13 protein-coding genes and 1 pseudogene are annotated in these 12980 nt (G+C 73.8%); 8 read left to right on the plus strand and 6 right to left on the minus strand.

Annotation, left to right across the window (positions count from 1 at the left end; genetic code table 11):
- Positions 1–115: 115 nt before the first annotated feature.
- Positions 116–514, minus strand: coding sequence for a hypothetical protein (locus tag ACWEV0_RS34050; protein WP_453153661.1), 399 nt, complete (start codon positions 512–514; stop codon positions 116–118).
- A 138-nt stretch (positions 515–652) separates the two neighbouring features.
- On the opposite strand from ACWEV0_RS34050, the gene ACWEV0_RS34055 reads away from it, so the two are divergent.
- Positions 653–1303, plus strand: a complete 651-nt coding sequence (locus tag ACWEV0_RS34055; RefSeq protein WP_453153662.1) for an HAD family hydrolase — start codon at positions 653–655, stop codon at positions 1301–1303.
- Positions 1304–1593: 290 nt separating this feature from the next.
- On the opposite strand, the gene ACWEV0_RS34060 is transcribed toward ACWEV0_RS34055, so the two are convergent.
- Positions 1594–2301: a MerR family transcriptional regulator gene (locus ACWEV0_RS34060; RefSeq protein WP_453153663.1), complete on the minus strand. Its 708-nt coding sequence runs from the start codon at positions 2299–2301 to the stop codon at positions 1594–1596.
- A gap of 154 nt (positions 2302–2455) precedes the next feature.
- On the opposite strand from ACWEV0_RS34060, the gene ACWEV0_RS34065 reads away from it, so the two are divergent.
- Entirely contained in the window at positions 2456–3835 is a 1380-nt protein-coding gene (locus ACWEV0_RS34065) for a DUF3533 domain-containing protein (protein WP_453153664.1), read from the plus strand.
- Between the two features lie 104 nt (positions 3836–3939).
- On the opposite strand, the gene ACWEV0_RS34070 is transcribed toward ACWEV0_RS34065, so the two are convergent.
- The 3 genes from ACWEV0_RS34070 to ACWEV0_RS34080 all read right to left on the minus strand — a co-directional run bounded on the left by ACWEV0_RS34070 (position 3940) and on the right by ACWEV0_RS34080 (position 6999).
- Positions 3940–4584, minus strand: a complete 645-nt coding sequence (locus tag ACWEV0_RS34070) for a dihydrofolate reductase family protein (RefSeq protein WP_453153678.1) — start codon at positions 4582–4584, stop codon at positions 3940–3942.
- An 89-nt stretch (positions 4585–4673) separates the two neighbouring features.
- Complete coding sequence (locus tag ACWEV0_RS34075; protein WP_453153665.1) at positions 4674–5972, minus strand: DUF2254 family protein; 1299 nt, start codon at positions 5970–5972, stop codon at positions 4674–4676.
- A gap of 169 nt (positions 5973–6141) precedes the next feature.
- Positions 6142–6999: a universal stress protein gene (locus ACWEV0_RS34080; protein WP_453153666.1), complete on the minus strand. Its 858-nt coding sequence runs from the start codon at positions 6997–6999 to the stop codon at positions 6142–6144.
- A gap of 248 nt (positions 7000–7247) precedes the next feature.
- Between ACWEV0_RS34080 and ACWEV0_RS34085 the strand changes: the two genes are divergently transcribed.
- The 5 genes from ACWEV0_RS34085 (at position 7248) to ACWEV0_RS34105 (ending at position 11604) form a co-directional block, all read left to right on the plus strand.
- Positions 7248–8150 (plus strand): universal stress protein, encoded by a 903-nt coding sequence (locus tag ACWEV0_RS34085; RefSeq protein ID WP_453153668.1) that lies wholly within the window; start codon positions 7248–7250, stop codon positions 8148–8150.
- Positions 8147–8869 (plus strand): helix-turn-helix domain-containing protein, encoded by a 723-nt coding sequence (locus tag ACWEV0_RS34090; RefSeq protein ID WP_453153669.1) that lies wholly within the window; start codon positions 8147–8149, stop codon positions 8867–8869. The genes ACWEV0_RS34085 and ACWEV0_RS34090 overlap by 4 nt, the downstream gene beginning before the upstream one ends.
- Positions 8866–9777 carry a universal stress protein gene (locus tag ACWEV0_RS34095; RefSeq protein WP_453153671.1) on the plus strand — a complete coding sequence of 304 codons (912 nt, stop codon included), beginning with the start codon at positions 8866–8868 and terminating at the stop codon, positions 9775–9777. The genes ACWEV0_RS34090 and ACWEV0_RS34095 overlap by 4 nt, the downstream gene beginning before the upstream one ends.
- 97 nt (positions 9778–9874) lie before the next feature.
- Positions 9875–10792, plus strand: a complete 918-nt coding sequence (locus tag ACWEV0_RS34100) for an ABC transporter ATP-binding protein (protein ID WP_453153673.1) — start codon at positions 9875–9877, stop codon at positions 10790–10792.
- Positions 10789–11604, plus strand: a complete 816-nt coding sequence (locus tag ACWEV0_RS34105; protein ID WP_453153675.1) for an ABC transporter permease subunit — start codon at positions 10789–10791, stop codon at positions 11602–11604. The genes ACWEV0_RS34100 and ACWEV0_RS34105 overlap by 4 nt, the downstream gene beginning before the upstream one ends.
- Positions 11605–11684: 80 nt before the next feature.
- On the opposite strand, the gene ACWEV0_RS34110 is transcribed toward ACWEV0_RS34105, so the two are convergent.
- Complete coding sequence (locus ACWEV0_RS34110; protein ID WP_453153677.1) at positions 11685–12329, minus strand: CBS domain-containing protein; 645 nt, start codon at positions 12327–12329, stop codon at positions 11685–11687.
- A gap of 331 nt (positions 12330–12660) precedes the next feature.
- On the opposite strand from ACWEV0_RS34110, the pseudogene ACWEV0_RS34115 reads away from it, so the two are divergent.
- Positions 12661–12980, plus strand: a pseudogene (locus ACWEV0_RS34115) (hypothetical protein); the annotation flags it as partial.

Genomic DNA, 12980 nt, shown 5'->3' on the forward strand with positions numbered 1-12980 from the left:
AGATGGACTACCCGCTCATCCAGAACTTCCTCCAGCCGCTGTACTACACCAACGCCTCGTCCAACGACGGCAAGTACTCCAACCCCCAGTTCGACGAGGTGCGACCGGAAGGCCGTCAGTGGGCGACCTGCACGGCGCTGCCGTAGGTGTTGTACGCCGAGACGCCGAAGTAGCGGCCCGTGGTCAGGTCGGAGATCAGGATGTACTGGTTCACCGAGTAGCTGCCGTTCGGGATCCACTGGTACGGGCGCGAGGCCCACGTCCACGAACCCGAGGAGTTGACGTACTGCGCGCGGTACGAGTCGCCGCTGGCGCCACCGGACGCCCACGCCTCGGTCACCTGCACGTCGTGGCAGCCGCTGCCGGACTTCTGGACGACGCTGTACGTGCCCCAGTGACCCGCGGTCAGCCAGTCCCGCTGGCAGCCGTCCGCCGCCGATGCGGTCGGAGCGAAGGCCACCAGGGAGGTGGCGACGGCACCGGCGACGGCCAGCGCGGCCTTCAACTTCTTCACGAGGAGTTCCCCTTCTTGCCGAGAATGCCGTCCTGGTCGACGTGACGGCAGTCATGACTCTCGCGGCGGAACCCACCTCGCGTATTGGACAAAAGCGAGCGACCCGTGCGCACTTGGGAGACCTCCTATGCTGCCGGGATGATCAAGCCGATTGAACTCGTCATATTCGACTGCGACGGCGTACTGGTCGACAGCGAACGCATCGCCGCCCGCGTCCAGGTCGCCCTCGGCGCCGAACTGGGCTGGCCGCTCACCGAGGAAGAGGTCGTCGACCGCTTCATCGGCCGCTCGCACGCCGCCATCCGCGAGCAGGTCGCCGCCCGGCTCGGTGAACGGACCGCGGCGATCTGGTCGGAGCGCTTCGAACAGCGGCACCGCGAAGCCGTGGACGCCGATCTCGCGCCCGTCGACGGACTGCCCGAGGCGCTCGCCGCGATCACCCTGCCGACCTGCGTGGCCTCCAGCGGCTCCCACGACAAGATGCGCCACACCCTCGGCCGCACCGGCCTCTACGCCCACTTCGCCGACCGCATCTACAGCGCCACCGAAGTCTCCCGCGGCAAGCCGGCCCCCGACCTGTTCCTGCACGCCGCCCGGCAGATGGGGGTCGATCCGTCGGTCTGTGCGGTGGTCGAGGACAGCCGTCCCGGCGTGGAGGCGGCGCGCGCCGCCGGCATGCGCGCCTTCGGCTACGCCGGCGGTCTCACGCCGGCCGAACGGCTCGCAGGCCCTGACACCACCGTCTTCCACGACATGCGCGAACTCCCCGCGCTCGTCCTCGGGAAGTAGCCCCGTCGCGCGTCGTCCTCCGGCGACGGCCGGTGGACGCCCCGGCGCCGTCGGGGCTGCAGGCCGTGGCGCCGAGCGCGAGAGCTCCGCCGATTCCGGCGAAGGCGCGCAGGGCGGTGCGCCGGGTGGGGAAGTGGAGGGTCACGAGTGCTCCGATCGTGGGACGGCGGGACAATCCGGCGGCCGCCCACGCCAAGGACGCCCTCCTCGCCGAGCGCATCGCCGCCTGGGCCGCCGTCCTCTGCGGCTGCGCCGACCTGGTCGGCGGCGGTGTAGGGCCGGCCGGCGGATCACGGCCGGGGCCGCCCCGATCCCTGCCGGCCGTGGCCGGTCGGCGAATCGGTGGCGGCCTCCTCGGTCGTACGGGCCCAGGCGGCCCGGCGGCGGGTCTCGTTCTCCTGCGCCAGGCGGCGCAGGAGGGCGAGAACCGGTTCCAGCAGGAGCACGACGATGGCGGCGTGCTCGGCGAGCTTGAGGCGGTCCTCGCTGTCGTCGAGTTCCTCCAGGCGGTCGACGTCGACCCTCGCGGCCGCGGCGGCCAGCTCGGCGTAGGGCAGCAGCTCCTCGGTGCCGTAGTCGACGCCGAGGCGGCTGAGGTCCATCAGGCTCGCGGCGAGTGCCCGGCGGTGCGGCGAGTCCGGGGAGACGTCCCAGCCCATGGCGCGTACGAGCTCGTCGACCCGTGGCGTCTGTTCCTCGACCGCGTCCGTCTCGGCGGCGTCGACGGGGGTGGGGAGGGCGTAGTGCACGACGCCGAGCGTGGCGAGCGGGTCGAGCGGCTCGTCGATCGCCGCGAGGACGTCCCGGGTGGCGGCGATGGACAGGCCGCCGCGGGCCGTGAGGGCGCGGATCAGGCGCAGGCGCTGCACGTGCTCCTCGCCGTAGAGGGTCAGCGTGGCTCCGAGCGGTCGGCCGGGCGGCAGCAGGCCCTCCCGCAGGTAGTACTTGATCGTCCCGACCGGCGTTCCGGACAGACGGCTCAGGTCAGAGATCTTCATGGGCACTCTCGCTCGCTGCGTTCCGTATGTGATCAGTCTCCCAGGCCCTCGAATGGACACCTTCACTCGATAGTGTCACTCTTCAGTTGGAAAGTGAAGGTTTCTAGTACGTCGCTGACCAGCGACGACACCCATCGAAAGCGGGAGTCCTGCCATGCCCGAACCCACCCATCTGCTGCGCGTGAGCGCCCGCGGGCTGCTGCGCCGGCGCGGCGTGTGGCTGCCGTCGGCGGTGATCCTCGGCCTGCTGTCGTTCGTCCTCTCCCTGCTCTACCTGGGCGCCAACAACGACCCGGTCGGCGCGACGAAGGACCTGCCGATCGCCCTGGTCAACACCGACCGCGGCACCGAGGTGGCCGGTCGGCGGATCGACCTGGGCGCGCAGATCACCGCGCAGATCACCGGAGCGGCCGACCTGAAGGAGAAGGTCGACTGGAAGCAGGTCGACCGCGGCACCGCCGACGACCTGCTCGCCCGCGGCAAGGTCTTCGGCGCGCTCGTCATCCCGGACGACTTCTCCGCCTCCGTCGCGGCACTCGCCGGCCCCGCACAGAGCACGCCGCGTCCGCCGACCATGACCGTGCTGACCAACCCCGCCGCCGGGAGCTTCGGCTCCTCCATGGCCGCCGAGATCAACCGCAGGGTCGTCGAGACCACCTCGACACAGGTGGGCAAGCAGCTCGGACAGGCGGCCGCACACCAGGCGGCCGCGCATCAGCCGGCCTCGGGCGCCGCCGCACACGACTCCACCCGGCACGGCGCCACCGCACACGGCGCCAACGCACCGGGCGCCGCCGCCCAGCTGATGATCGCCGACCCGGTGAAGGCCGTCGTCCAGGAGGGCCACCCCCTCGGACACCACAGCGGCCTGGGCCTGAGCGCCTTCTTCTACGCCCTCGTCCTCGTCCTCGGCGGCATGCTCGGCGCCAATGTCATCCACACCCAGGTGGACACCGCACTCGGCTACACCGCCAGCGACAAGGGCCCGTTCCGCGTCGTCAAGCCCGCCCAGCACACCACCCGGGTGCACCACTTCCTGGTCTGCTCGGCGCTCATGGTCGTGCTGTCGATGCTGACCTCCGCGCTGGCCATGGCGGCGGCCGTCGGCGTCATCGGGATCGACGCCTCCCACCTGCCCCAGCTGTGGATCTTCGGAACCTGCGCCACGGCCGCCATGGGCATCACCGCGCTGGCCCTGCTCGCCGTCTTCGGCACCCCGGGCCCGATCGTCTCCATGCTGGTCCTGATCGGTCTGGCCGTCCCGTCGGCCGGTGCCACCATCCCGCTCCAGGCCCTCCCGGACTTCTACCGCTTCCTGGCCGTCTTCGAACCGTTCCGCCAGGTCGTCGACGGCATCCGGGCCATCCTCTACTTCGGCGCCCGGACCGACGCCGGACTCGGCCGCGCCTGGACCATGATCGGTATCGGCTTCGCGGTGTCACTCGCCCTCGGCCTCGCGCTCACCCGCCTCTACGACCGGCGGGGCCTGCACCGCTCGACTCCCCACCTGCCGCAGCCGGTACCGGTGGGCTAGCCGTACGACTTGCCCGGTGACAACCCCGTTGGCCGGCGCGGCGGGAGCCTGCTCAGGGCGGCCCCGGGAGGCTGTTTGCCGCCCGCGGCCGCCCTGAGGGCCGGTCACTTCCGCCAGAACAGGTGGTGGGTCACTCCGCTCGGGCTGGGCACCACGTCCAGGTGGAACCGGTCGAGCAGTTCGTCAGGGGACTCCCACAGGCGCAGACCGGAGCCGAGCTTCACCGGCGAGACCGCCACGTGCAGGGTGTCGACGAGGTCGGCGTCGAGGAACTCCCGGATGGTACTGACCCCGCCGCCGAGCCGGACGTCCTTGCCCTGCGCCGCCTCCCGAGCCAGTTCGAGGACCGTGGCCGGATCGCCCTCGACGAAGTGGAACGTGGTGTCGGACAGGGTGAACGACGGGCGCTTGTGATGGGTCATGACGAACACGGGGGTGTGGAACGGCGGCTCGTCACCCCACCAGCCGCGCCACTCGTGGTCCTGCCAGGGCCCGCGCTGGGGTCCGAACTTGTTACGGCCCATGATCTCGGCCCCGATGTTGTGGGCGAAGTCCCGGGTGAAGTAGTCGTCCAGGCCCCGGCTGCCGCCCGGGTCCGCACGCATGGGCCAGCTCGCGGTGGCCCCCGCCCAGGCGAACAGCCGCCCGGGGTCGACGTGACCGAACGGCCGCTCCAGGGTCTGGTCCTCACCGGCGCCGATGCCGTCACTCGAGACGTTGAAGTTCTGGACTCTCAACAGCTGGACCACGCGTTCCTCCTGCGTTCTGTCGGACAACATCGGACAACAAAGGGTGAGACCGCCAGGGCCGGAAGAACTCATCGGCGCGCGGGCGACTCTCAGCGGTCGCCGGCCCCCCACAGGAACGCCGGATGCCTCCCCGAGAACTCCTGCTCCACCCAGGCCAGCCGCTCGTCCAGGGAGGCCAGGCGCTCCTCCCGGGCCACCGCCTTCACACGGACGAGCAGTTCGTGGGCGCGCGCCAGCACCATGGGCGCGTCCGAGGCCGCACGGCACAGGTCGTCGAAACCGACCCGGAGGAGCTCCGCCCAGGCCGGCTGGCACAGCACCACCCGGACGGCGCCCGACCCGTCGGCGATCGACCGGGCGCCCAGGTCCGCGTCCGCGATCAGCCGGAGCAGGTCCTCGACGGCGTCCAGGACCTGGACGGCGGTCGCGGGGTCGTTGACCGCGGGGGAGAGCGCGCGCAGCCCGATGTCGGACAACAGGCGGAAGGCGAGCGCGGGATCCTGGTGGAACACCCGCTCGACGCCGGGCACCACCGCCCGCAGCACCTCCGCTTCGGGAGCGCGGCCGCCCCGCACCTCGGCCACCACGTCACCGGGGTAGACGGGCGCCCCCACCGGCACCTTGAGGACCACGACCGCTTCCGCCCGGGCCGCCGTGCGCACCAGCCGCGACACGTCCACCTGGGCGACGAGGGCGGAGCCGGCGGTCCACGTGACGGTCGACGCCACCGCGGGCAGCCGCCCCGCTTCGGCCCGGTCGTCGGCGCCGCCGGCGGTTCCGCCGGTGGTTCCGCCGTCCGCGCCGTCACGTCCGGCGCCGTCCGCGCCGCCCGTCGGCGGGTACATGGCCCGCAGCACGGCACGCCCCTGTTCCCGTACGTCGGTGAGGACATGGGCGAGCTGGATGGAACGCAGGGCGTTCAGCAGGAGCCGGCGCACCAGCACCAGAGCCCCGGCGGACAGGACCAGCGCCGTCACGGGAACGGCCACGGAAGTGGTGCGCTCCGAGCCGACGGCCAGAGTCGCGGTGACCGAGAAGACCAGGACGCCGACCACGAGGGCGAAGACCCGCCACACCGAAGGGTCGGACCGGAACAGCACGAGCCGATGACTGAAGTTGCCGGCCGCCCACTGCACCACCAGGAACAACAGGGAGAAGAACAGGGTCGCGACGCTCAGCACCCCCACGCCGGCGACCTTCAGCACATCGACGGTCCGGTCCGCGGTCACCCGGTACCCGCCGTCGACCGCGGGAAGCGTCAGTCCCAGCACGAGCCCCAGTGCCGCCGCGACCACCTGGGCCGCCCCCGCGCGGAGCGCTCGCCGGGGCCGGACGACCCGTTCGGCCGACCGGCCCGGACCGGACAGCATCCTCGGGGGAACGTCCACTGGGGCCTCCGATCACGCGCACGGTCCGGTGAGGAAACGCTCGGCGGGCGAAGGAGCCGAGGCAAGGCGACATGCCCGCTCACGCCACGGCCCCGCCCGGGCGGCCCATCTCCCACGGTCGCGCCCCCTGCCTGGGGCGCCGCCGGCCGGTCTTCCGGGCTCGCGTGGTTCAGTCGTGCGGGACGAGTGCGACCGGCGCGGGGCTGTGGTGGAGGACCGCGTGGGCCACGCTGCCGATGTGCGCGCCCAGGACCGACCGCCGGGTGCGCCGGCCGGCCACCACGAGGGACGCCTCGTGAGCGGCGTCCACCAGCTCCACTCCGGCCGATCTGGTCACCACGCGGGTGACCGCCGTGACGTCGGAGTGCTTCGCCCGCCAGGGCCGGAGGAGTTCGTCGAGCGAACGATTGATCTCGGGGGCCACGGCCAGCCGGACGTCGGGCACCATCGCCGGGCCCAGAGCCGCGAGCGGGAGCTCCTGCGCGTACACCGCATGCAGCTCCGCGTGCCGCCGGGCGGCCTCCTCGAAGGCGAAATCCAGCACGCTGTCGACCGGTTGGCGCAGGTCGACACCGACGACGACCGGGCCCTCCGGGGCCGGTACGCCCTGCGCCCGGACGAGGACGGCGGGGCACTCGACCCGGCCCGCGACGGTCAGACCGACCGAGCCGAGCAGGTACCCGCCCACGCTGCCGAGCGCGCGCGAGCCCAGGACCAGCAGCTCGCCCTGCTCGGCCGCCGCGACGAGACCGGGCACGGGTCCGGAGCCGGGGGACAGCAGTCGCGTGGTCACCGACAGACCCGGGTACCGCTCGTGCAGCCCGTCGGCGGTGCGCGCGAGGAGTTCCTCGGCCCACCGCTCGTCGGGCTCCCGCGCCACGAGGGGCAGCAACGCCTCGGGCGACGGCTCCTCCACGTGCACCAGGCACACCCCGGCGCCGCGCAGCAGTGCCTCCTCGGCCGCCCACGCGGCGGCGGCGTCCGCCTGCTCCGTGCCGTCGAGGCCGACCACGATGCTCTGCGTCACGGCCGGTCACCTCCCTCGTGTCACGTCGTCCACCACGCCGTCGGCGCTCGCGCGGAAGCGAAGCGCCGGACCTCCATCATCCGGGGCGCTCACACGCCGGACCACTCCTGGCCGGCGCAGCAGGCGGGTGGTCGGGTGGCCCACGCCGGGGACCGACCGGCCCTACCCCGCCACCGGTGTCGGATGCGAGCGTGACAGAGAGCCGACGTGTATGCCGGAACTCGCACCCCCGAAAGGCGGTGGCGGCGATGGAGACGCCCCTCGTGGTCGGAGTCGACGGCTCGGACGCCGCACTCGTCGCGACCGACTGGGCGGCCGACGAGGCCGTACGGCTGGGACTGCCCCTGCGCGTCGTGTACGCCTCGCTCTGGGAGCGGTACGAGGGAACCGTGCCGGCCGGGAGCACGAACCGTCCGACCGGTCAGGTGCTCGCGGAGAACATCGTCGCCACCGCGGCCGAGCGCGCCCGGCGACGCGCCCCGGGCCTGAAGGTCACCACGGCCGTCCTCCCCGAGGACCCGGAGAGCGCGCTACTCGGCGAAGGGGGCTCGGCGGAGGCCGTCGTCGTCGGCTCCCGCGGCCGTGGGGAACTCACCGCGCTGCTGCTCGGCTCCGTCAGCCTCGTCGTGGCCGCCCGTTCGCACGGCCCGGTCGTCGTCGTGCGGGGCGACCGGCAGGCCCTGGAGGCACGTCACGAGCGCGTCCTGCTCGGCATCGGGGAGAGCGACGTGGACTCGCCCGCCGTCCGCTTCGCGTTCCGCGAGGCGGCCTCCCGCGACTGCGTCCTCGACGTCGTCCGTACCTGGCGGCGGCCCGGCCACGAACCGCCCCAACACCCGCTGCTCACCGGAGACCGCACGCTCGGCGAGGAGGAACGGGCGGTCGCCCTCCTGGACAAGGCCGTCGCGGACGCCGCCCGGGCCCACCCCGAGGTGCGGCTGCTGCGCCGCACCGTGGAGGGCCCCGCGCACAAGGTGCTCGTCGAGCGCTCGGCCGCGGCCGACCTGCTCGTCGTCGGAGCACGGCGCCGGGAGACCCTCTTCGGCCTGGAACTGGGCCGGGTCGCCCACCGGGCCCTGCACCACGCCTCCTGCCCGGTCGCCGTCGTCCCGCAGCGACCGCACCCCCCGATCGAGGGAGAACGACGATGACCGGCGACACCACCCCGCACGCCCGCGGCGACATCGGACGCCGGATCGCCGCCCGGCGCGAGGAGCTCGGCCTGACCCGCGAAGAGGTGGCCGCGCGCACCGGCGCGGCGACGAGCTACCTCACGTACCTGGAGGAGCGGGTGGCCACCCCCGACGTCGCCTTCCTGGCCCGCCTCGCCAACGCCCTGGAGTGCACCGTCCAGGACCTGACCGGATACACGGCCGACCTGCCGGCTGCGGTCGGCCGGGCCGGACGCGACGCCCGGCTGACGGAGCTGAGCGACCCGGAGTGCCGGCGGCTGCTCGGCACCCACGGCGTCGGACGGATCGCCTTCACCACCGCCGACGGGCCCGTCGTGTTCCCCGTCAACTACGAGATCGCGCGGGACGAGGTCGTCTTCATGACCGCGCCGGACGCGGCACCGGCCCGTACGGCCGGGACGGAGATCGCCTTCGAGACGGACCACGTGGACGAGGCGTTCAGCCAGGGCTGGAGCGTCCTCGTCGTCGGCCCCGTCCGCCGCGTCGCCGACGAGTCCGAGGCCAGGCGGCTGCGGGAGTCGCTGCACACGAACCCGTGGGCGGGAAAGGGCCGGGACACCGTCATGGTGCTCTCCCCGCGCCGGGTCAGCGGCCGGCGCATCGTGGTGGAGGGCGCTCCAGGGGCCCCGCAGGGAGCATCCGGCGGCTCCCGCGGGACTTTCCAGGAGGAGCCGTGACCGGCGAGACCCTCGTCCGCCCCGAGCTGGGCGCCGTGACCGTCGGGGTCGACGGCTCCCCGCCCGCCCGGCAAGCCGCCCTGTGGGCCGCCGACGAGGCGGAGCGCCGCGACCGGGCCCTGTATCTCGTCCATGCCGCGGACACCGACCGCAGCCGCCTCTACCTACCCGCGGAGGACCTCCGGACCGTACGCGACGAGGGCCGTGAGCTGCTTCGCGAGACGGCCACGGCGCTTCAGGACCGCCACCCCGGTCTGACCGTGGTCGAGGAACTGAGCGCACTCGAGCCGGTCGCCGGACTCACCGCCACGGCCGGCCGCCGGGGCACGATCGTGGTGGGCCACCGGGGACTCGGCGGATTCGCGTCCCTGATGCTCGGTTCGGTCGGCCTGGGCGTCGCCGCCCGGGCCACCGTTCCGGTGGTCGTGGTGCGCGGCGACGGCGACCGGCCGGAGACGGGTTCGGTCACCGCGGCCGTCCACGGCGCCTCCGATCTCGGCTGGCTGCCCGTCGCCGCGGCCGAGGCCCAGGCGCGCAAGGCATCGCTGCGGCTGCTCAGCGTGTGGAACGTGCTCACCCACGTCGGCAGCGTCGCCACCATGCTCGACGACCTGGACGAGATCGCCCGGGCCCGGGTCCACGAGGTGAAGGGGCTGGCCGACCTCGTCCGGCGTGCCTACCCGGAGCTGACCGTCAGCCACCACGTCGAGACCGGCACCAGCATCCCCGGGGCCCTCGTCGAGGCCGGCGCGCACACCGACCTCCTCGTGCTGGGCGCGGAACACCACGCCCTGGGCGTCGGACCGGCCCTCGGCCGGGTCGCCCACACCGTGCTCCACCACTCACCCTGCCCGGTGGAGATCGTCCCGCCCGACTTCGCCGGCCGGGAAGCGCAGGAGCAGACGTGAACGAGACCGCGCCCGCTGCCGACCGCCCCGCCGTCACCGTGCCGCCGCCCGCTCCGGAGCGCCGCAGGCGGGGCGCCGGGCGGTCCACACTGGTCACATGAGCGCGGCACCCGCCATCGAACTCAGCCGCCTCACCAAGCGCTACGGTTCCGTCGTCGGCGTCGAGGCCCTGTCCCTCACCGTGGCACCCGGCGAGGTCTTCGGCTTCCTCGGGCCCAACGGAGCCGGGAAGACCACCACGCTGCGCTGTCTCACCGGGCTGCTCAAACCCACCGACGGCCGCGTCCGCGTCCTCGGCCTGGACCCGGGAGCCGACCACCGCACCCTCGCGCCGCGCCTCGGCTACCTCCCCGGCGAGCTGCGCTTCTACCCCGAACTCACCGGAAACCAGACGCTCGACCTGCTCACCGCCCTCCAGGGCGCGCCGTCCCCGCGCCGCGCGGAGCTGTGCGACCGCCTGGAGCTGTCCCCGGCGGACCTGCGGCGCCCCGTCCTGACGTACTCCCGGGGCATGAAGCAGAAGCTCGGCCTCGTCCAGGCCCTCCAGCACGACCCGCTCCTCGCCGTCCTCGACGAACCGACCGAGGGCCTCGACCCGCTCGTCCAGGAGACCTTCTACCGGCTGATGGCGGAGGCGTCGGAGGCGGGGCGGACCGTCCTGCTGTCCAGCCACGTCCTGCCCGAGGTGCAGCGCACCTGCGGCCGGGTCGCCATCGTCAGGGAAGGGCACCTCGTCACCGTCGCGAGCGTCGCAGCGCTGCGCGAGGTACGGGCCCGCCGGATCCGGGTCAGCCTCGCCGGCCGCCCGGGGCCGCGGCCCCTCGGCGACGCGGACCGCTGGCAGCCGAGCTGGACGGGGCCCCGCGCCGAACTCCTCGTGCCGCCCGACGAAGTCGTACCCACCCTGCGCGCTCTGCTCGCGCTGCCCGTCACCGACCTCACCGTCGAGGAGGCCGGCCTCGACGAGGCGTTCCTCGACCTCTACCGCGACGGGCCCACCGGGGACTCGTCGTGAACACCCGGTGGCCCCTGCTGTGGCTGGCCCTGCACCGCAGGAGGAAGATGCTGACGGCCCTGGTGCTCGGCATGGTCGCCTTCGAGACCGTCATCGTCGTCGTCACGGGCACCGTCCCGACCGGACAGCTCTTCTCCAGAGTGAGGCCGCCGTCCGCGTACCGGGCGTTCAGCGGCTCCAGCGGCGACGTGTCGATCGCCAGCCATCCGGGACTCCTCGGCGCCGGACTCACCCATCCGTTCTGGATCGCCCTCCAGCTCACCGCGATCGGCTCCCTCGCCGCCGCGGCCGTCGCCGCCGACGTCGAGTCCGGCACGATCGAACTCGTCATGGCCCGGCCCGTCACCCGCACCCGGCTGCTCGCGGAACGCGCCGCGGCACTGCTCCTCGCCTCCGCCGTCCTCACCGCCTCCGCCACCCTCACCCTGGCCGTCGGCGTGGCCCTCTCCCCGTCCGTCCACCGGGACGTCGGCCTCGGCGGTGTCTTCGCCGCCGGACTCATGGGCTACGGCTTCACCCTGTGCGTGACCGGCCCCGCGCTGGCCGTGTCGGCCGCCGGCCGCCGGCGCGCCCAGGTCCTCGGTACGGTCGTCGCGCTCGGAGCCGTCGGGTTCGCCGTCAACTTCGTCGCCCTCGCCTGGCACCCCGCCGCCCCGCTGCGCTACCTGAGCCCCTTCCACTACTACACGCCCGCCGACGCCCTGGCCCAGGGCGCCGTCCTCTGGGCCCGCCTCAGCGTCCTCGTGGGCGCGGGAGTCCTCGGCCTGCTCCTCGCGCATCTGCTGCTACGGCGCCGCGACATGGCCCTGTGAAGGGCCACGGTCACCCGGCGGACCCTCCGGTCGCGCCACGTGCCGTCCGTGACGGCCCGGCACGGGCCGCCGGTCCGCGGTCAGCGCTCGGTGAGCCGGCACCGCACGTCCACCACGCCCTCCACCGCCCGCGCGAGCCGCTCGGCGACCGGGATGAGGGTGCTGTCGCGCACCGGGCCGGACAGGGTCACGATGCCGCCCGTGACCGTCACGACCACCTCCGCGCGGGAGAGCGGGAAGAGCCGCTCGACGACCTCGGAGCGCACCTCGGCCGCCAGGTCGTCGTCAGGGCGCAGGAAGACCTTCAGGAGGTCCACCCGGCTCACGATGCCGCGCAGGGTGCCGCTCGCGTCGACCACCGGGAGGCGCTTGATCCGGTGCGCGGCCATCAGCCGGGCGGCCAGCGACAGCGGGGCGTCGGGGCGGACCGTGACGGCCGGAGTCGTCATCAGGTCCTGGGCCCGCACGGAGCCCGCCTTCGCGGTGTCGTCCAGGCGGCGCAGCTGCTCGACGAGGCCGGGGCGGTGGTCGTGGAACTCCTCCTTGGGCAGCAGGTCCGCCTCGGAGACCACCCCCACGACCCGCGCCTCCCCCTCCACCACCGGCAGCGCGGTGACCTTCCAGCGCTCCATCGCCGTGGCGATCTCCTTGAAGGAGGCGTCGGGCGCGACGGCCACGACCTGCTTCGTCATCACGTCAGCGACGGTGTAGGGGTGTGCGGACATGGCGCGTCCTTCCCTCGACATCGTCTCCCGCATGCTCATGGTGTGCCTCCCGCGGTAGCCCTTCCAGACTGCGCCGCCGGCGGGCGGGTGCGGGAGGGCCGTGCGGGGCAGTCCAGGAGGCCCGGTCGGCCCCCGGGGGCCGTACCGCATCAGGCGGGCGAGACGACCGCACGCCACGGCCCCGATGCCGGAGGGGGCGCGCGGGCGGCCGCTCCCACTTGCGCCGGGGCGTGACCGCGGAACCCTGGAAGAGGCCGCGGCCGACCGGCCACCGTGATGGACGCAGGACGACGCAGGACGACGCAGGACGACGGAGGACGAGGGAGCGACGATGGCGACAGGCGACCCCACGAGCGTCACCGGGAGCGAGCGGCCGCGCCCGGTGACCGCGGTCGTCCTCGACACCGACGGCGTCCTCCTCGACAGCGCCCGCCTGCACGCCCTGGCGTGGAAGCGGGCCTTCGACGGCTGTCTGCCCTCGTGGAGCACCGCGCGGCGGCCCCAGCCGCCCTTCGACGCCGAGCGCGAGTACCGCGCCTTGGTCGACGGGCGCCCCCGCTACGACGGTGCCCGCGCCTTCCTCGCGGCGCGCGGGCTCGACCTCCCGCCGGGCAGTCCCGACGACCCGCCCTGCTCGCCGCCCAGCTCGGC

Source organism: Streptomyces sp. NPDC003943, assembly GCF_053605265.1.